This window comes from Microcoleus sp. Pol11C2 (assembly GCF_036701505.1).
Classification (GTDB): Bacteria; Cyanobacteriota; Cyanobacteriia; order Cyanobacteriales; family Microcoleaceae; genus Microcoleus.
In genome coordinates, this window is sequence record NZ_JAUBQX010000064.1 from 1 (window position 1) to 20,044 (window position 20,044).

At 46.5% G+C, this 20,044-nt stretch carries 15 protein-coding genes and 1 pseudogene; 9 read left to right on the forward strand and 7 right to left on the reverse strand.

The genetic code is table 11. The features are described 5' to 3' along the window. Positions 1-60: 60 nt before the first annotated feature. Positions 61-204 carry a hypothetical protein gene (locus QUA42_RS24535; protein ID WP_333140870.1) on the reverse strand — a complete coding sequence of 48 codons (144 nt, stop codon included), beginning with the start codon at positions 202-204 and terminating at the stop codon, positions 61-63. Positions 205-280: 76 nt separating this feature from the next. Between QUA42_RS24535 and QUA42_RS24540 the strand changes: the two genes are divergently transcribed. From QUA42_RS24540 to QUA42_RS24550, 3 genes are all read left to right on the forward strand, one after another. After that, positions 281-1,654, forward strand: coding sequence for a tyrosine-type recombinase/integrase (locus QUA42_RS24540; protein WP_333140872.1), 1,374 nt, complete (start codon positions 281-283; stop codon positions 1,652-1,654). 66 nt (positions 1,655-1,720) lie between these two features. After that, complete coding sequence (gene ribD / locus QUA42_RS24545) at positions 1,721-2,896, forward strand: bifunctional diaminohydroxyphosphoribosylaminopyrimidine deaminase/5-amino-6-(5-phosphoribosylamino)uracil reductase RibD (RefSeq protein ID WP_333140874.1); 1,176 nt, start codon at positions 1,721-1,723, stop codon at positions 2,894-2,896. 52 nt (positions 2,897-2,948) lie between these two features. Continuing rightward, positions 2,949-3,560 (forward strand): hypothetical protein, encoded by a 612-nt coding sequence (locus tag QUA42_RS24550; RefSeq protein WP_333140876.1) that lies wholly within the window; start codon positions 2,949-2,951, stop codon positions 3,558-3,560. Positions 3,561-3,744: 184 nt separating this feature from the next. Here the strand turns inward: QUA42_RS24550 and QUA42_RS24555 are convergent, their stop codons facing one another. After that, the gene (locus QUA42_RS24555) at positions 3,745-4,659 is read right to left on the reverse strand and encodes a PPC domain-containing protein (RefSeq protein WP_333140877.1); all 915 of its coding nucleotides are present in this window, start codon (positions 4,657-4,659) and stop codon (positions 3,745-3,747) included. Positions 4,660-4,752: 93 nt separating this feature from the next. On the opposite strand from QUA42_RS24555, the gene QUA42_RS24560 reads away from it, so the two are divergent. From QUA42_RS24560 to QUA42_RS24570, 3 genes are all read left to right on the forward strand, one after another. Then, positions 4,753-6,456, forward strand: coding sequence for an NAD(P)/FAD-dependent oxidoreductase (locus QUA42_RS24560; RefSeq protein ID WP_333140879.1), 1,704 nt, complete (start codon positions 4,753-4,755; stop codon positions 6,454-6,456). A 156-nt stretch (positions 6,457-6,612) separates the two neighbouring features. Continuing rightward, entirely contained in the window at positions 6,613-7,119 is a 507-nt protein-coding gene (locus QUA42_RS24565) for an FxLYD domain-containing protein (RefSeq protein WP_333140881.1), read from the forward strand. A gap of 308 nt (positions 7,120-7,427) precedes the next feature. Beyond that, positions 7,428-9,155: an ABC transporter ATP-binding protein gene (locus QUA42_RS24570; protein WP_333140883.1), complete on the forward strand. Its 1,728-nt coding sequence runs from the start codon at positions 7,428-7,430 to the stop codon at positions 9,153-9,155. A gap of 120 nt (positions 9,156-9,275) precedes the next feature. Here QUA42_RS24570 and QUA42_RS24575 read toward each other — a convergent pair whose 3' ends face one another. Then, positions 9,276-9,512, reverse strand: a complete 237-nt coding sequence (locus QUA42_RS24575) for a hypothetical protein (protein WP_333140885.1) — start codon at positions 9,510-9,512, stop codon at positions 9,276-9,278. Between the two features lie 19 nt (positions 9,513-9,531). Beyond that, positions 9,532-14,025, reverse strand: coding sequence for a WD40 domain-containing protein (locus QUA42_RS24580; protein WP_333140887.1), 4,494 nt, complete (start codon positions 14,023-14,025; stop codon positions 9,532-9,534). A 558-nt stretch (positions 14,026-14,583) separates the two neighbouring features. Here QUA42_RS24580 and QUA42_RS24585 point away from each other — a divergent pair. Further along, entirely contained in the window at positions 14,584-14,940 is a 357-nt protein-coding gene (locus tag QUA42_RS24585) for a hypothetical protein (protein WP_332949806.1), read from the forward strand. A 58-nt stretch (positions 14,941-14,998) separates the two neighbouring features. Here the strand turns inward: QUA42_RS24585 and QUA42_RS24590 are convergent, their stop codons facing one another. The 3 genes from QUA42_RS24590 to QUA42_RS24600 form a co-directional block, all read right to left on the reverse strand. Next, positions 14,999-15,961: a YegS/Rv2252/BmrU family lipid kinase gene (locus QUA42_RS24590; RefSeq protein ID WP_333140889.1), complete on the reverse strand. Its 963-nt coding sequence runs from the start codon at positions 15,959-15,961 to the stop codon at positions 14,999-15,001. Positions 15,962-16,218: 257 nt separating this feature from the next. Further along, on the reverse strand, positions 16,219-16,947 hold the full coding sequence (locus tag QUA42_RS24595; RefSeq protein WP_333140891.1) for a DUF3891 family protein: 729 nt from the start codon (positions 16,945-16,947) through the stop codon (positions 16,219-16,221). Positions 16,948-17,092: 145 nt separating this feature from the next. Beyond that, positions 17,093-18,694: a metallophosphoesterase gene (locus QUA42_RS24600; RefSeq protein ID WP_333140893.1), complete on the reverse strand. Its 1,602-nt coding sequence runs from the start codon at positions 18,692-18,694 to the stop codon at positions 17,093-17,095. Positions 18,695-19,325: 631 nt separating this feature from the next. On the opposite strand from QUA42_RS24600, the gene QUA42_RS24605 reads away from it, so the two are divergent. Together QUA42_RS24605 and QUA42_RS27880 are read left to right on the forward strand one after the other, a co-directional pair. Further along, the gene (locus QUA42_RS24605) at positions 19,326-19,556 is read left to right on the forward strand and encodes a hypothetical protein (protein ID WP_333140895.1); all 231 of its coding nucleotides are present in this window, start codon (positions 19,326-19,328) and stop codon (positions 19,554-19,556) included. Between the two features lie 21 nt (positions 19,557-19,577). Then, positions 19,578-19,757: pseudogene (locus QUA42_RS27880) on the forward strand (N-6 DNA methylase); the annotation flags it as partial. Positions 19,758-20,044 lie beyond the last annotated feature (287 nt).

Genomic DNA, 20,044 nt, shown 5'->3' on the forward strand with positions numbered 1-20,044 from the left:
GATTTTTAAACTACGACTCATAAACGCACCATACAAGCTATCTCTCTATTATATGCAACTTCACATAAAATTGGTATCAGTGGTAACGTACAGTTTGCCCCCGCCGCGATCGATCGTCGGATCGCAGCCAAACTTACCATCAAAGTGAGTAGACTTTAATAGTAAATATGCTAGGCTGCTTTTATAGTTTTTAGCAAAGTACATTTATCCCTCGATTCACCGAAATTTGATAGAAATTTGATAGAAATTTGAACCCCTTACAGAACCTTGAAAAATCAATATGTACGCTAAAACACCAGCCCTACCAGAGACGATTACTGTTCAGTCCGATAAAGGTAGCCTTCGGTTACAATTCAGCACTAAGTACAATCCCATTTTTGGCGGGAAGCGGAAGCATCAGGGTTTAGGGATGAAAGACACACCCGAGAACTGGCAAAAAGCAGTTGCGATTGCTTACCGGATTGAAGGTGACTTGCAGCACCCAGACTGGCAACAGTTGTTTGACCCCAGTTTTGCTAAGTACGGTTTAAAAACCAAGTACACCGCTGAATTGAAATTAGCAGCACCAATACCTGAGCCTGAACCTGAGATGACAGTAGGGGCAATGTGGGAGGATTACTTGATTTGGAAACAACCACAATTGCAGCCGACTACGTTTGAGACTATTTTTCGCGGAACTTACACCAACATCATCAAAGGATTGCACTGGGATTATTCCCGACATGAATTTATTGACAATGGAAGTGAAATATATAGCCTCTTGCTTTCAGACAGCAATCTAGAGCAACGGATTACTCAACAAACTGCAAGTGTTAGAAATAAAGTACGGGTTCAAGCCGAACTTTCTCAAGCTTTTGCCAGATTACAATCTATGGGTAAAACAAAGCTTACTGTTAACCCGTTTGTGACTATCGGTGGAAATACAGAAAATAAAAAGGATAAGTACAAACCCACAATTAACGCAGCAGGAGAAGTTAAAGAATGGTGGGAGACTGATAATACTGACATTGATTCTAATGAAAGCGACCGTCGCGCTTTTACTAAGGAAGAGCGAGATACTATTATCAAGGCATTCTATGAGTCTTCAAGTCGGAGACATCGCCAAGCTGCGCCGTTAGTTGAATTTCTGTTTTTAACTGGATGTCGTAGTGGTGAGGCTTTCGCCCTGCGATGGCAAGATGTATTTATTGGACGTGACAAAAACTATGTCAGATTTAGTAAGTCTTATAACGGACGATTGAAAAACACTCAAGTTACTAAAACGGGTGAGGTGCGACTGTTCAAAATTTACCCTAAGCTTAACGATTTGTTGAATCGGATTAAGCCTATTAACGCTAAATACACTGATTTAGTTTTTGTTAATACACAAGGTAATTCTTACAACACGAATACTTTTGGTGACTTATGGCAAGAGGCCCGTTGCGGTGCAAAAGATAAAGTTTATCGCTATCCCGGCATAGTTACACAACTTGCAGAATCGGGCGCAATCAGTTGCTACCTCAGTCCTTATCATACCCGCCATACGTTCATTACCCTTATGGCACAGGCTGGCACAGACTTACTTTTGTTAGCTACTGCTTGCGGTAACAGCGTTGAGATAATACAACGACATTATTTAGGGGTTAATACAGAAGCAAACTTCCCAGATATCTAACCTGTTTTTACCTGTAGAGAGTGTTAAAGTAAGTACACTCAGGGATAGATATAATACCAAAATCTTATGGAAACTTTTCCGGCGGACGCTCAAGCGATCGCCAGCTTAGCTAACGGACAGCAGCAAGGTACAAAACAACTGGACAACAGCGAAATTCAAGAGTTTGATCGAGCCATGATGCGCCGCTGCATAGAATTGGCTCGCCGTGCTCTCGGCAAAACCGCACCCAACCCCCTTGTCGGTTCAGTAATTGTCCGAGACGGCAAGATTGTCGGCGAAGGGTTTCATCCCGGTGCCGGTCAACCTCACGCCGAAGTTTTTGCGCTCCGGGAAGCGGGGGAACTCGCCGAAGGAGCGACCGTCTACGTGAACCTGGAACCCTGCAACCACTACGGCCGGACTCCCCCCTGTTCCGAAGCTCTAGTTAAGGCCAAGGTGGCAAAAGTAGTGGCTGGCATGGTCGATCCGAATCCTTTGGTAGCTGGAACTGGGCTGGCCCGGTTGCGAGAGGCTGGCATTGAAGTGGTGGCGGGAGTGGAAGGGGAAGCTTGCCAGAAACTCAACGAGGCTTTTGTGCACCGGATTTTGTACCGCCGGCCTTTTGGAATTTTGAAATATGCAATGACTTTGGACGGTAAAATTGCTACCAGTAGCGGCCACAGCGCTTGGGTGACAGGCGAGGAGGCTCGGAGCGAGGTACACCGGGTGCGCGTCGGCTGCGATGCTGTGATTGTTGGGGGAAATACGGTGCGTCTGGACAATCCTTTACTGACAAGTCACCAGCCTGATAGGAATAATCCCCTGCGGGTGGTGATGAGCCGCACTCTGGATTTGCCGAAGTCGGCTTGGTTGTGGGAAACCTCTGTGGCGGCTACTTTGGTGTTGACTGAGCCTGGGGTTAACCCAGAATTTCAGGAATTTTTGATCGCCAAAGGGGTCGAAGTTGTGGAGCTCTCGCCTCTGACACCGACTAATGTTATGGCTTATTTGTACGATCGATCTTTTCTTTCTGTACTGTGGGAGTGCGGCGGCACTTTGGCGGCGAGGGCAATTACTGAGGGTGCAGTTCAAAAAATTATGGCTTTTATTGCTCCTAAAATTGTCGGTGGCCAAGGAGCTCCAACTCCTGTAGGAGATTTGGGGTTTTCGGCAATGACTGATGCTTTGACTTTAGAGCGGGTTTCTTGGCGCGCGGTGGGTGCAGATTGTGTGGTGGAAGGCTATTTGAAAATTAAAGATTGAAAGTTAAAAGCGAGTCTTTTTAGTTTTTGATTTTTAACTTTTAACTCCTTTTATGGTTGAAATTCTGATTTGGAGTTTGATGGTTGGCAGTCTCGGCTTGGAGGCTGCGCTCGCGGATGTATTGCTGAGCCGCGAGCAATTGGCTGCTGGGCAAAAATACGACGAGGAGGAGGAAGTTTTGACTCGGTACGAATCTCAAGAGGATAATTTTAATGCGCCTGAAAATGCGCGCTCCAATGGCAATCCCAAACCCGCTCCTAATCCTGTTGATTTGACGGTTTGGGAGTACAAGATTGTGCGGGCTAGCAACGATTTGTTTCGCAATCCTGCGATTTTTCACAAGCTGTGCCAAGAAGAGGCGGAAGTTGGCTGGATTTTACTCGAAAAGCTCGACGACAGGCGGGTTCGGTTCAAACGTCCGATCGCGCTGCGGGACGCCCCGAGGCCTAATTTACCAACGTTTGACCCTTACCGCACTCATTACGGCCCGATCTCGAATGCGATGACTTGGGCTGCGACGATCGTGTTTCTGAGTGCGATCGTGCTTCCTGCTGTTTTGGGCTATGCTTTGGTGTCTACTACTCTCACCAGAAGTCGCTCTAATTGGCCTCCGACACCTGTTCAATCTTTGCCTTCTCCCAGCGGGCCAGCAACTAATAAGTGAAACCGGGGCAAATTGTCGCTCGCTCTTTTTGCAACCTGTTTTATAGCAAGTCTAAATCATTTGTAAACCCGATGTTTTTTTTACGAACCGCGAAGGCGCAAAGACCGCGAAGGAAGAGAGGAGAAGTGAGGAGAAGTCTGGGTTTGTTTGGGTAATTTAGGCTTGCTATATACGTTATTTTGATTTAAAATTGGGGCGGTATTACTGAGGGAGCCGCTAGCAATCTCAAGTCATAATTTGTATCGCCTTGAAATTGAGAAACGCGGACAAAATAAGTCCCCCCAGGTAAAGCCCCATTGCTGACAATGGTTTCTGAAGCCGTGCCTAAATTGTTAGACGAAGCAATAAGATCATCTAATCCAACTGCGCCGTTGCCGTTGAGATCTTGAAGTAATTCAACATCAACATCTGCACTCAAACCGTCAACAGTTACACTGAAAAGGCTGGGAGTATTGAGGATGAAACTGTAAATGTCGGCTGGTTCAGCAGCTCCCACAAAATCGCTCGCCGTTTGAATTTCTGTCAGAATGCCCAGGCTTTTTGCTGCGTTCAAATTGTCGGCGGTATCTGGGAGAGTGCTCAACAGTCCTTCTTGTTGACCGAATTGAATGTAGTGGTCGATCGCACTTTTAACTGCGCCGCTATTGACTGCTGCTGCTACCAGCGGATATTTTTCTAGATAAAAGCTGGGATCGAAGAAAACGCTGGCTTTGCGGTTTTCTAATTGACCGGCTTTGAAGTAGTGTTCAAATGGGGTAAATTGATTTGTTTGGACTGCGGTCAGCACGTCTGGGTTGCTTGTTAGATAAAAATTAACATCGAAGAATGGGTTGGGGTTGCGAACTTCAAATTGACCGAATCTAATAAAGTGATCGGCTGCTGAAACGCCATTGAGTTTGACTGATACCGCTACATCTGTATTGGTGTCTAAATAATAGCTCGCGTCGAACAGGGCATTCGGGTCGCGATTTTCAAATTTGCCAATTTTTCGGTAGTGATCGAAAGGACTCGATACCGTGCCTCTGGCAACTGCTACGGCGACATCTGGGTTGTTTTCGAGATAAAATTTGCTGTCGAACAGTGTTCTGAGGGTTAGCATTATTAAAAAAATCTCTCTGGACTTTAGTCTGGAAAGTGGACGATCGAGAATCCAGTTTACATCAAAGTTTTGTTTTGTGAGGATGTCTTAATTATGGCTAAATCTGGACTGATGGCAATGCTGCGCCGCGCTGCGAGTATTGCTCAGAAATCAAGGGAAACGGGCATTCCGGCTGATGAACTGCTGGGAATGCTGAGCGCTGGCATTCCCAATTCTCCCATATCTCGACGCCGCTTGCTGCACGGGGGCTTAGCTGCTGCGGGGGCTGTCGCTGCTGCGACTTTTACCAGGGAGGGAGGGGGAGCTTTTGCTCAACAGGGCGGACGATCGCCCATTTTGGTTGTGGGTGCGGGGATTGCGGGTTTGACGGCGGCTTATCGCTTGCGCCAAGCGGGCGTGCGCGCCGATATAATCGAGGCAACTAACCGCGTGGGGGGGCGGATTCGCACTATTCCCAAGGTGGCTGGAACGCTGATTCCGGCGGATCTGGGGGGAGAATTTATTGACACCGGCCACACTAATTTAATCTCGCTGGCGACGGAATTGGGTTTGCGGGCGATCGACTTAGCCCAGGTGCAGAGTGGATTTGTGAAGGATACTTTTTTCTTTGAAGGGCGACGATTTCCTCTTGAGCAAATAATCGCGGATTTTGCGCCGCTAGCGAGTAAAATTAGTGCTGATTTGGAGGCGGTTGGCGATGAAATTAGCTATCTTGATTTTACAGAAGCAGCGGAAAGATTGGACAATCTTTCGATCGCTGAATATCTAGACCAAGCTGATACTAGCACGGTACTGCGACAATTGTTGCGGGTTGCTTATACGGTATTCTACGGTCGAGATCCCGAGGAACAGTCGGCGTTAAATCTGCTGTTTTTAATCGGTTCTGAAGCGGGCAGTTTTGAATTGTACGGCGACAGTGATGAGCGCTATCAAATTGACGGTGGCAACAGTCAAATTATCAACCGTTTGGCGGGTCAATTGTCTGGTTCGATCGAGGCGGGGACGGTTTTGGAAGCGATTACTCTTTTGCCGGATGGCCGCTATCGGGTAAATTTGCGATCGGGACAAAGCGCGTTTGAGCGCACTTACGAGCGAGTTGTGTTAACTTTGCCGTTTAGCACTCTGCGAGACGTTAAAATTAACGTACCTTTGCCCCAACCAAAGCGCAGGGCGATTGAGCAGTTGGGTTACGGTACTAATTCTAAGTTAATTACCGGCTACCGCAGCCGAATTTGGCGGGAACCTTATCGATCGACTGCTTCTGTTTATAGCGATTTAGGATTCCAGAATACCTGGGAAGCTACGCCTTTTGTTCCTACTCCTAACGGTTTAGTTACTAATTTTACAGGAGGAAAGCAGGGTTTGTCGATCGGTGCCGGAACTCCAGAAGACCAAGCACAAAGATTTTTGAACCAATTTGAAAGAGTTTTTCCCGGAGTGAGAAATTTGCGATCGGGCAAAGCTGTGCGAGCTTATTGGCCGGGAGAACGCTTTTCTAAAGGTTCTTATTCCTGCTATTTAGTCGGACAGTGGACGCAAATGTACGGGGTTGAAGGCGAACGAGTTGGCAATTTATATTTTGCGGGGGAACACACTTCGCTGGAAAATCAAGGTTACATGGAAGGCGGTTGCGAAACTGGACAAAGAGCGGCTGTGGAAATCTTGCAAGATTTGGGTTTAATAGCTGCTGCTGATGCTGTGAATACTCGAACTGCGAGCAGTTTGAACAGTCGCCGTCCGAGCCGGAAAATTCCCGGAGCGCAGAATCTTAGGAATAGGAAGCCGAGTATTAGATAATCTCGTAAGGCGCGCATCTAATTCTTGTGGGCCGTTGCTCCTAGCTCACCCATCTAATTCCTGTGGGGTGGGCTTTTAGCCCGCCCGAAAATTTAAATTACTCGTAAGGTGAACCATACATAGAGATATGCAAACGTAAAAAATATATGAATTATCATGTACAATTTATTGCAAAAAAACATGATTGTTTTACCTTTAACACTAGCTTTATCTAGTTTCCTAATGTCGCCGATCTCGGCTCGCCCTTTGCTTACAAACTTTACAAATACACTTGCTCAAAATTCACCCGTTGATGAACCGTTTTGCTACATGAAAACCCCCGACGGCAAAACAGTAGACTTGGGCAAATTGTGCGATAAACAACCAGCATCTGGAACTGCCCAAACTTGCATTCCCGGTTCCAACATCGCTGCAAAAGTGTCAATTGCGGCGACTAATTATGACGGCAACTTTTTCAGCGGTCAAGTCCTTAATCAAGGCTGCAAAATAATCAAGAATGTCAAAGTCAATTATGAAGTTCTGGACGAGTCAGGCAATTTAATTGACAACGGATTTATCTTCGCTCAACCAGTTACTCTTGCACCCGGACAGTCAGCCGCTTTTCGGGGCGAAGTTGTGGCAGGGGCTAAGGTGCAGGCGACTCATGCCGACGGTCAAGAATGATTTTAGATTTTAGATTTTAGATTAAAGAATTGAAGAATTGGACAATTAACCCCACGGATGAATCCGGGGGCTTTGTATCCCGGATGCTTTCGGTGAAGAATCATTGTTGAGATTTGTCCGATCGCTGATATCATATTCAGGCTCAGATATCTCTATGACTTACGCAGAGATCCCCCTAAATCCCCCTTCAAAAGGGGGACTTTGAATAATAATCTTGTGCCACCCTTAGTAAGGGGGGTTAGGGGGGATCGAAGTTTGAATATTCTTGCAGAGATCCCCAAAAACAGAATTTGCGAGGGCAAAATATCTTGAAAACTCGATCGACATATTGGCAAATCTTACCCTACCTCCGTCCCCAAAAACAAACCATCGGTAAAGCATTAGCTTGTACCGTAGTATTTACCGTATTTTGGCCGATTATAGCGTGGCTAGTTGGCGAAACAGCCAAATTTATAGGCAAAGGAGATTTACAAGGGTTCGCTCAAATTGCTGCACTAAGCGCCATTATCTTTCTAATTCGCGGTACAGCCCAGTACGGTCAAGATACGCTGATGGCAAAAGCTGCTTTGACTATTGCTTTAGAAATCCGCAAAAAAGTCTACTCCCACCTGCAAAAACTCAATATCGGCTACTTTGAAACTGCCAAAACCGGAGACTTATCCTACCGCCTCACCGAAGATATTGACCGCATTGGCGAAGTCGTAAATAAATTTTTTCATCAGTTTATCCCTTGTGTTTTGCAGCTAATTGCCGTCCTGGGATATATGATTTATCTCAACTGGCAATTAACTCTAGGTGCATTAATTATTGCACCGCTGATGGCTATCTTAATTGGTTGGTTTGGCGAGAAACTGCTAAGTTACTCGCGCCAAAGTCAAAATCGAATCTCTGATTTATCCGCTTTGCTGACAGAAGTATTCAGCGGCATTCGTTTAATCAAAGCATTTGTGGCTGAAGACTACGAAATTGCCCGCTTTGCAGAAGAAGCAGAACAAAACCGCCGCGCTAAGTATTTGTCAGAAAGAATAAAAGCACTTCAGTTCGTTGTAGTTGGCTTTCTAGAAGCGATGAGCGTAATTTTGCTATTTTTCCTGGGAGGTTGGCAAATTTCTCAAGGAAATCTCACAGGTACTCAATTTATAAGTTATATCGCAGGGGTGGCGCTGTTAATTGACCCGATCGCTATCACAACTGCTAATTACGGGGATTTTAAGCAGGGAGAAGCTTCTAGCGATCGCATTTTTGAATTATTAGCAATTGAACCAACAGTAGTCGAAAAGCCTGGGGCGAGCGAACTTCCCCATGTTACCGGAAAAGTCGAATATCGCAACATTAATTTTGCCTATAACTCAGAGACACCCATTCTGCAAAACATGAGTTTGTTGGTGCTTCCCGGAGAAATGATTGCTCTCGTGGGTGCATCGGGTGCGGGTAAAACTACTTTAGTAAATTTGCTACCCAGATTTTACGATCCGCAAGCGGGACAGATTTTAATTGACGGTATTGATATTCAAGATGTCACCTTAAATACTCTGCGGCGGCAAATCGGCATTGTACCCCAGGAAACTATTCTTTTTTCGGGTACGATTGCTCAAAATATCGCTTTCGGTCAATCTTATTATGAACTGAAAGATGTGCAAAAAGCTGCGGAGATTGCTAACGCTAATCAATTTATTAGTGAGTTTCCCGACGGTTATCAAACTTGGGTAGGAGAAAGAGGTGTAAACTTATCTGGGGGACAGAAACAAAGAATTGCGATCGCCCGTGCAGTTTTGCTCGATCCCAGAATATTGATTTTGGATGAAGCGACATCGGCGCTGGATTCGGAATCCGAAGGTTTAGTGCAAGAAGCGCTGGAAAGATTGATGCGCGATCGCACTGTGTTTATTATCGCGCACCGCTTGGCTACTGTGCGGAGAGCCGATCGCATTTTAGTTTTGGAAAAAGGCAGAATTGTCGAATCTGGGACGCACGAGGAGTTGCTGGAAAAGGGCGATCGCTATGCTGGCTACTACGCTCAACAGTTTAGTCAGTAGGCTACTTTAGAAACCGGGTTTTTGGCTGTTTCTGCTGGCCTCAACCAAGTATGCTCGTAAAAAACCCGGTTTCTGTTTACCCATGCGTAAGCGATGCTGGGGATAACTCTAGTAAAAATCTCATTCTAAAGCCTCTCTTGTCTTCACAGAAGGGTGAGCCCTGACTCGCCTAAAATCGTCCGAGAACATATTTAAACTATCAAAAAAAGTTTTCCAAGGATTTTCTTTGGATCTCTGGAGCTTTTCGGGTATAATCACAAAAACTTCAACCTCTTCACCAACAGATCCAGGCGGCACTTGAATTTCAAGTTTATTTCCTGCCAGAACTTTGGTGGTAATCCGTATTGCTGACTGCATACTTCCTCCTTTGCGATGATTAATTTTCCACAGCCCCTAAAGCTTTGAGCGTGGATTTTTCAACTTCCGTTAAACCCGTAACACCCTTGATATTCATGTGTTCATAAGGTCTGTCACTTTTGAGTATTTTGAGGCACTCACCAGTCTCAATATCCCCAATCATAATTGTGCCATCCCGACTGCAAGCAGCAATCAGTTTTCCATCATAATTGAAGGCAACTGAGTTAATTCTACTGGTGTTATATGGGAAAATTTTTAGACACTCACCTGTACGAATATCCCATAGTCTTACCGTTAGATCGACACTTCCACTAGCAACTATTTCACTAGAATAACTAAAGGCCACTGAACGTATCCAATCAGTATGCCCCTGCAAGATTTTGAGGCATTCACCGCTGCGAACATCCCATAGTCTGACTGTTTGATCGATACTTCCAGTGGCAAGTATTTCACCGTTGTGGCTAAAGGCGATCGCGGGTGCCGAACCGGTATGCCCCTGCAAGATGTGGAGGCATTCACCAGTATGGATATCCCACAGCCTCACCGTTCCGTCATAACCTGTACTGGCAAATATTTCGCCCAAAGGACTGAAGGCAACCGAGTATAATGAACTGTTATGCCCTTGACAGGTTTTGAGGCATTCACCACTGCGGATATCCCACAGCCTCACCGTTTGGTCATAACTACCACTGGCGAGTATTTCACCCGAAGGATTAAAGGCGATCGACCGTACTTCTTTTCCACTCTCTGGCAAAATATTGAGGCATTCACCACTGCGGATATCCCACAGCCTCAGCGTTTGGTCATAACTTCCGCTAGCAAGTATTTCACCGTTTGGATGGAAGGCAACTAAATGTACCCGATCGAGATGACCCTGCAAGATTTGGAGGCATTCACCAGTGTTGACATCCCACAGCCTGACTGTTTTTTCGTCATCGCCACTGGCAATAATTTCACCGTTTGGACTAAAGGCTACTGACCTTACTTGAGTGCTATGTCCTTGCAACGTATTCAAGCATTCGCCAGTAGCGATATCCCACAGCCTCAGCGTTTGGTCATAACTTCCGCTAACAAGTATTTCACCCGCAGGATGGAAAGCTACTGACCCTACTTGATTACAATGCCCTTGTAAAGTATTCAAGCATTCACCAGTGCGGATCTCCCACAGTTTCGCTGTTTGATCGAAACTTCCACTTGCGAGTATTTCGCCATTTGGACTCAAGGCGATGGACCGTACTTGATCGAAATGTCCCTCCAAAGTTTTGAGACATTCACCGCTACCGATATTCCACAGCCTCACTGTTTTGTCGGCGCTTCCACTAGCAAGCATCTCACCAGTAAAATTGAAAGCCACTGAAAACACGCTTCTACTATGACCTTGCAAAGTTTTGACACATTCACCAGTACCGATATTCCATAGCCTCACGGTTCTGTCGCGGCTTCCACTAGCAAGCATCTCACCAGCAGGATGGAAAGCAACTGAAAATACAACTTCAGTATGGTCTTGCAAAATTTTGCAGCATTCACCCGTGCGGATATCCCATAACCTTACCGTGCGATCGAAACTCCCACTAGCAAGTATATTTCCATCAGGATTGAAGGTGACAGACATTACTGATTCCGTATGTCCCTGCAACACTTTTAAACATTCACCAGTCTTGACATCCCATAACTTGATTGTTTTGTCATAACTCCCGCTAGCAAGTATCTCGCCGTCTGGACTGAAGGCGACAGACTCCACGACGTTGGTATGTCCTTTACAGGTCAATATTTCTCTGCCACTGCTAGCTTCCCACAAGCGAACTACGCCATCACTATCACCTGTAGCTAACACTTTGCCATCAGGGCTAAATATTACTGTTCGCACCCTGCCGAAGATTTTAGTAAAAACAGAATTAGCCAAATTCGCTTCAGCAAAATTGACGTGGCGCAGACTAGCATTTGTAAAATCAGCACCTAAAATAACTGCACGAGAAAAGTCTTTTGTTTCTAACCCAGTGCGCTCGATTTTCACCAACAGGGTCGCCGCATTCCCTCCCACATAACCTACCTCACTTTCAGTTTTTCCCCGCGTTACTTCCAGAATTTCCAATAATTCTTCCGTAGCTGCCGCTACATCGAGGCAGGGCCGGCACGAGGACACCGCCCCTACCATTGGTAACAACAAATCCATCACTGCTTTTGTCAGCGGCGCGTATCCGAAACTCTGACGGAGTTGTCCTAAATCTTCCGCCGCAAATCCTTTCAAAGGCGCAATAAGCTCACCATTATTTCTCTTCTGGGCTTGCAGCCGACAATAATTAGACCAACTATATTTTTGAGGCGCTGCATTACGATCTAAACAAGACTGTTCAGGCGCAACTAATTCGGTAAAATCTGCTGCCAAAACTCCCAATTCTGCTGCAAATTTATAGGCGACAAAAAACTCTAATAACGAACGGTGTGCCGGAGTATAATCGCCATCTGCATTGCGAATCAGCATCGTTTGACCCATCATGTCGTAGTGCCAGTGGTCTAAGTCTTTTTCCTCTTGCACGACGGAACCAAACAAGCTGCGAATGCGATCGGGAAAACCGCGATAATTGAGGCTCATTTGGTCGGTAGATAGCATTTCCCAAGACAGTTCGCACAAAAAGTAAAGCTTATCTGCTACAGAAGTAAAAGTACGTTCAGCTTTGATATCTCTCTCTATCTTCCGCCGCACCGCATACAGATAAATCCGCGACATATCGACTGGTTTTCCAGCTTCAATATCCGGCAATGCTTCCAAAATTAACTCGGTCATCACCGGGCGACGCGCTAAATCCAATAGTTGCGGGTTTCCCATCACTTTTTCGACTGTCGCCGCTTCTGTTTGAAAAGACAGCGCTTGCCCAATTTGCTCGTCGTTAAATTTATCTAATTCTAAGACTTCAAATTGGGGAGTTTCGCCTGTTAAAATGGTTGTTGATGCTTGCAGTTCTGCATTGAACAATGCCCGTCCTTCCTTGCCTTCAGGAAAGTGTTCGGTACGGCAAGTAAGGATGACTTTTGCGCCGGGAACAACGGCTTTTGCTAGTTCCCAGAAGTTGTTGATGGTTTCTTGCCGATCGCACTTAGCGGCCATTTCATCAAAACCATCGAAAATTAGCAGAAACTTGCCCATGCGATTGAGTTGTTCAAAGGCAGAATAACCCGCCAGAGGTATCTCGTGTTTCCGAAAGAAAAACTCGGAAAATAGCGACTCGACGCTAACTGCTTTCGCGTAATCCCGCAAAGGAATTACTAACGGCAAACGCGGACGTTCTAAGCCGCGTTTTTGAGCATCTCGGTAGTGTTGCAGCGCCATCCAAGCATAGTGCATCGCAAACCAAGTTTTCCCCGTCCCAAATTCTCCTAAAACTGAAATATGTTCTTTTACTGGGTCATTCAACCACAGGTCAATATAACCTTCGATCCAGCCATCTCGCTCGCCATAATGACTCACGCCTATCTTGCGGTGAGTATCGGGGTCAATTTCTTCTTTCGTACAGGCTAGCGGCACATATTTGGTATCAATTCCTCGGCTGGTAATTTCTGTTTCTAGCCAATTCAGATAAGCGCTAAAATCGGCATCTTGGTCGAGCAATTCATCGAAAGTATAGCAAGCTAAATGACGATTTTCTGCTTTCTTTACTTCATCCCGCGCGGCGGGACTGATGCGGCGGGCGGTGACTAACCACCCTTCATCGGTGCGCTGTTTTTCCACCGAATCGCGCAAGGCTGAGATGTCCCTGAGTCCCGCTTCTCCGGCAATTCCGCGCACTAAAATGCGATCGTACCGATTGCGTCTGACAGGAACATTGATAATCCATTCAAAATAGTTATCTTCCGAGATTTGATAGGTTTCAAACTTATAACTTAATGTTTCAAACCACCCGCGAACTTGTTGTGATAAAATAAAAGCTTGAGACTTTTGAATATTGGTTGATGCTGCGGGGGCAAGTGCGGGATAATCTTCAGCTTCCAGTCGTGCAAATTCGGTGCGAATTCCTTCCAGAGTGGGAAGGCGTTCGATGCGATCCATTACCATAGATAGGCGTTTTTGCAAAGAGGCGATCGCATTTCCCACCATCACATCTCCCAGCGTCCGCGTCCGCTTTGCTACTTCCATAAACACGGCGGCAAAGGCCATGAATTCCCGTCGGGGGTCAATGCCTAAATCTCTAATTTCTTTGCCTAAAGCACTCTCATTCAGATAGTCATCGCCTGCTTGAATTAAAATGGCTGGACTATCGGACTCGAAGGCTTTGCGAAATGCTGATTCAATCTCTTTTTGACGAAATAGTTCTAAAATTTGCTTGGGTTTGCCCGCGCCGTACTCTACTAAAGTATAAACATAAACTCCGCTAAAATCTGCGGGCGGAGCATCGGGGTCGAGGTTAAATCTTTTTAAGAGTTTGATGACAGTTTCGTTTCGCTGAAACTTGTCTTTGATAGTGCCCAAGGGAATTGCCGTCAGGAGGCTGATAACTAAGTCGAGACTAATTAGCATGATTTAGGCTTTCCTGTTTTTCTGTGGAAGTAATGCTCAAATCTAGAATCGGTAGGCTATGTCCCTGAAATGCGTTGCGGGCGATCGCAAACTGCTCTATTTTTATGTTAACCCATCAGCGAACTGTCGCGCACTGACAACGAGATTCGCACAATTCGAGATTTGCCATATTCCGACAATAATCTAACAGTCCGAGATTTGCCATATTCCTACAGTCCGACAGGGGTTGATATCCATTCCGGTTACACCAGAATGATTGTTGATTGTTGACTGTTGACGGGCGGGTGGAAAAACTGAATAGTTGAGTCTTAACTGTTGACTCGATTTGATTATTCCGGTGCAACCAGAAACGATATGAAACCCAGGGAACTGTCGGATTGTGCGAATATCGGAATGCCGGACTATCGCTAAATATATTAGCATATTTTACGAGTTTTGACCACAATAAAATACCTAGAAAACTCACCAATATTGTACTAACAATAGCTCGAATTTAGTTGCCACATCCGATTTTTAAAAGTTAAAATATAGATAACTAACAAATAAAACTTGCTATCTATGAAAATACAATCGTCCGTCTTAGTCCACCTGGGATTTGGCAAATATGTACGCTCCGACCGAGTAACAGCAGTAATACCAATTGAAGAAGAACGGGGGCCCGGTCGGCGCACTTTCGTACACGTAGACGGCGAAGCAGACCCGATCGTTGCTTCGCGCGCAGAAGATACAATCGTTCGCGATTTGGTGCAGGAACCGCGCGAAATAACTCAAGCTCGGCAGCAACAAGAAATCCTGCAAGATTTGCTGGCAGATTTGAACAATGTTAACGTCACCGTGCGCCGTATCAGCCGCGATGAAGGCGGACTCGACCTAGAACGTTTGGAGCGCCGCATTCGCCAAATTTTAGACGCCTAAAAAAGAAAGACCGCCCGGGCGGTCTTTCTTATTGTTTGTGTCGCTAAAAATTTTAAGTTCAGGATTTCAATGTAATTTCGATGTCCGCTAAACCGGTGAGTTTTTCCACCACAGGTTCTTCTTCAATTCGCGGTACAAAAATAGTTAAACCTCCCGGAACGCACTCAATAGAAACTGGAGTCATGCCGATGATTTCGCCGTCTACCACCACTTTTTGAGGCGGATCGGCACTAATTGTTACTTTTTTTGCCCGCAAATAACCGATGTCGTCGCGATCCGTAGGATTGCCGGTCAAAGCTGTTTGCAATAGGTGATAAGAAGCTGCGATCGCCCCAGCTTTATTTTGAGGCGCAACCAGCGTCACGTCCAGCAAGCCGTCATCAAAAATAATCCCCGCCGGGCCTTGAGCTAAAATGGAAGTAGGCGGGGCTGCATTCGCTACGGTGACGGCCACAGCAGTAAGGCTGATAATTCTATCTTCGGTTTCGATTTCCGCTTCAAATCTTTCTAAATTGTTTAACTGTTTAATTCCCGACAAAATGTAAGCCAGCATTCCCCAGCGATTCTTCATTTCGCGATCGGCAAGTTCGACAGTTTCTGCCTCAAAGCCCACTCCTGCTAACAAAACCATCGGCATTTCACCGTTGCAAATCGCCGCATCCACCACTCGCGTCAACCCTCCAAAAATAGTTGCACAGGCGGTTTCAATTGTATTCGGAATTTCTAAAGCATTAGCAAAAGCATTAGCCGTTCCCCGCGAAATAATTCCTAAAGGAATATTTGTGCCCACAATCGCCCCAGCGACTGCGGATAATGTGCCGTCGCCCCCGCAAGCAATAATTGCCTCAACTCCTCTAGCAACTGCTTCGCGAGCGATTTGATCTGCGTCTACTTCTGGGGTTGTCAGCCGAATGTCTAAGTCAATAAAAGGCTCTAAAAGTTCCTGAATTTTAGCTAAGTCTTGGTCGGGGTCGCTATGGCCGGCGACGGGATTAAAAATTAGGCAAGCTGAACGTTCCATATTTGGTAATAGGTAATGGGTAATGGCGAACCTGAAACCCAGGGGTTTTTTCGTTTGTATCCCAGTTTCGAGCGCCATCGCATCCCCCTTAATAAGACCCATTTTAACTGCTCTTATCCCCCCTTATTAAGGGGAGTTAAGGGGGAGCACGACTCAACTATAACCCTGATTTAGACATGGTTTTAACATTAAGTTAACACAAATGCCATGGCCGCTAAACTTCGACCAAAACCCTCACCTATTTTTCAAAGGTTTAATTAAGACTTGACAAAAGTCCACTCTAAGACTTCGCGGGGAGCTTTGTGCAACGCTTCCTTGATTTCCTTGTTGCTGTCGAACTTGACTTTATCCAAAAGGCACGCTTCAACGTTCACAGTAAACTTATCGTCTTCAAAAGGCCAAGGAGTTACAGTCACGAGTTCGTTGCTGTGCTGTACAATATCGTAGCGCTTGCCGTCCGGGCCGACACTAATTTCTAAAGCTCGTTCTCCGGCCGGTAACTCGCGGCAGCAAAGAATTAATGATAGCCGATCGCACCACTGGAAAAAAGCATAAGCTGCCTTAGCATCTTCCTCAGAAATATTCAACTCTTTTTGCCATTTTTTTTGATTTTCCAGTTGTTCGTCCAAAAACTCGTCGAGTTCCTTCGACTCTCCCCGCTTTCCTTCATTGAGATAGCTCATGTGCATAGAAATTAGGATGGCTACCCACCTACCACGATATAGGGAATTCTCCGTCATGGCTTTAATTTTCGGCAGAGAAGTTTCCGTCTGCAACGTAAAATCAAAGGGCGCGCCCGCTTCAGTCAAAATATTTTCTTCCCACTCTTTCTCCAAATCATCGTGATGCGAAATCGCGGCTATGGTTTCGTACAAGCGAAGCGGAGATTTCGAGCGCTTCCACTGTCCGCCAAGTTGGGCTGCGAGTAAAGCGTGGGCGCGGTGGTAAATAATTTCCCAGCCGGTGGCGGTTAAGTTAGCAATCATTGAATTTTTTTCCTCAATTAAGTTGATACGAGTATTTTGTGCGAGCATTCGGCTCTCGATCGCCTCTAACCTTAAAAAAGGGGGAACCTGAATCTGTCAAAGTCCACCTTTTTAAAGGGGATCGAGACTTGCAGAAAAACGAAAGTTAAATCACAAAAGGTTCGATCGAGATATCCTGCCATTTCCCCTCAAATCGTTCAACAACCAAAGGTCGGATGCGGAACTTCGGGGGACACCCATCGAGAACATCAATCCGCAAACACGAATAAGGACGGCGTTTGTAGGAACCTTGACCGCTGCGGCCGACAAATAGCAAAGATTCCGCTACCCGCCGGCTGGCTGTTTCGGAACCAGACTGCCGCGCCAACCGATAAGCTTCAGGACTCAAGGCTTCCTGCAACATCGGCCCTTCCGGGCGCTGGCGGCGGAGACTGTGGCCGCTTCCCCCGCAGACAATCCAATTAATCCCAGAGTCGCCGTGTCCAGTATCCCCAGTCCGCAGGTATTCCAAACAGTGAGCGTGGCCCGTCAGCACCAAATCTACTAGCGGACGCCCCCGCGCCACTTCCCCAACTGCATCGGCTACCCAGTCGAGCACCTCGCGCAATCGCAACCGAACCGCCAAAGTTTGAGCTTGATTCCACTTTGTCGCCTCAGTCACGTAGGGGGGGTGGTGCAGGTAAATTACCCGCCCCCGCACCTCGGAATCGCGCCAAGAGTCAATCAGCCTTTTTTTCAGCCATTCGAGCTGTTCAACGTCGGTGGCGGCTGTTTTGTCGGGGGACAGTTGTTTGTCAATATCCATCAACATTTCGTCAACTTGCTCTAATTTGGCGGCTAAATCGTCTAGCTGTTCGGCTTCCTCGGGAATTTGGGGGTTGAGCCGATCGCACATTTCGAGCATTACCAATTTTTCTTGTTCCAACTTCTGGCGATCGAATTCCAAATTCTGGCGGCGAATGTCGCCCTGTTTGGTTTTCGGGATCGGTAAGGGCTCGTTGAAGGTGTTGGAGTCGAGGGCGAAGAAGTCGATGCCGCCGCTGCGGAAAGTGTAGTAGCGGTTGGGTAAGCGGGTAAAGCGTCCGGGTTGGTAGCGGAGGCAGCGGCCTGTGCTGGTGCTGGCGGTGTAGTGGGCGTCTAGGTGGCGATCGAGCTCTCCCGGCATTTTGTGAGCTTTGAGGTAGTCGAGAAAGGCTTTGGCGTAGGTATTTCCGCGATCGGAACCGTGCCAGCCGACATCGAGATCCAACTTGGAACCCAACAGCCGGCGCAACGGCAATGCTGTCGCCGACAGAATGCCGTAGACTATCGGCAAGTCGTAATAGTCGTGGTTTCCCGGTACGGGCAAAAAGGGAAAGTTAAACACCATGCGATCGTAGGCAATCCGAGATGGATGCTCGCCGCCGACTATAAATTCTCGGTAGGGGCGAATAAAGTTTTGCAAGTAATATTCGCTGGAACCGACGAGATAAACTACATCGCCCGTGTGGAGGACGAAACGGCAAGTTTCGCGCTCGGAGACCATCTGTTCGGCAATCTGCCGCTGGGGATTGTAGCCGCGGTGATTGCCCGTGCCGCTGTCGCCTACGACTAAAAACGAAAACTCTGGAGAGTCGGTGGTTTGAGTTTCTAAAACCATCCGAGTTTGGTCGATTCCCCGATGGACGATCGACTGTTCTTGCCACCGCACCCGCTCGTTCATTTTGCGGATTTTGACTTTTATTTGCGGGTCGGAAACGAATTTCAATTCACCTCTTCTCCAAAATTGCTGAGTTCCTAGTTAATCATAGTGCAGCGATCGGGGGACTTTTTACCTCTCTCTAAAAGCTGAAAATCGAGGCGCGGGTACTCAGAAACCTGGTTTTTTACGAGAATACTGCCTTACAACTCACATCTTGCACCAGTTCCAATAACCCGCCGGGGGTTTCAACCCCAGGGGGTTATTGGAACTGGTGCAACATCTCAGTTAAAACCGATAGCAACGGCCAAAAACCCGCTTATGAACACTTTGATGCGAGCGTCCCATCTCTCAACTAAGATAAAAGTTTGTATGAGGCGGTGCTGTTTGTTGTTGCCGAAGACGAGGGAATCTATCAAGGACATACGAAGATAATACTAACAATGCCAGCCCATTATACCGAACTCGAAAAATGCCTTTGGGAAGCAGCCGACGAACTCTAGGTAAACTCTAAACTCAAGCCTTCGGAATATTCCGTCTCCGTTTTGGGGTTAGTTTTTCTGGTCTATGCTGACTATAAGGTTGCGCTGGTTTCTGGGGAAATAGCAGCGCGAAGCAGCAGGCTGCGTACCGTGGGTAAGGCGGATTACCAGGCACTCTTGGGCGCTTTATTTGCCGGAAACTGCCCGCGCATGATTATTTGATCGATCGCCCGGAAGCAGAGGATATTGGCGGGGCGATTAATGCGGCCATGAAGGCGATCGCTTCGGAGAATGAGCAACTCGGCGGCGCTTTGCCTAGAAATTACAACAGCTTGGAAAAACCGATTTTGCGGGAGTTGTTTAAAATCTTAAATCGGATTCCCACAGCAAACATTACTGAGGATGTGTCTGGGAAAAATTCTCAGTATTTCCTGGGGAATTTTGCTTAGGAAGAACGGCCCAAAGGCGGAGAGTTTTTTACTCCAATTTCACTGGTAAAGCTGATTGTCGATGTAATAGAGCCGAATTACGGGCGAATTTTATACCCAGCTTGTGGTGGGGGAATGCTGGTTGCGAGTGGCTCAATAAAAATTTGGGTTAAGAAAAAGGCATTACGACAGAGTAATTCTCGCAATTTGCGGTTTGATTAGATTGAGAGTTGGAGCTTTAGTTTTACCTAGTTAATAGCTGACACAATAATCAAAAAAACGAATAAATTAATCGATATTTATTCACCAGTTTTTAACTAGAATTGCTTCTAATCCTTATGCTGGCGTCACATCTAGGTTAAGTCAACTGGCTGTGCAAATTATGAACAATTGTGTCCCAGTAAGCCAGTCAGCTTTTGCCCCGATGTCTAGTGTTTTTGCGAAATAGTTTTAAGGTTCTGGACTGGAGTGATTAAACCCTCTAATCCTTTCATCCCCGCAACTATTGC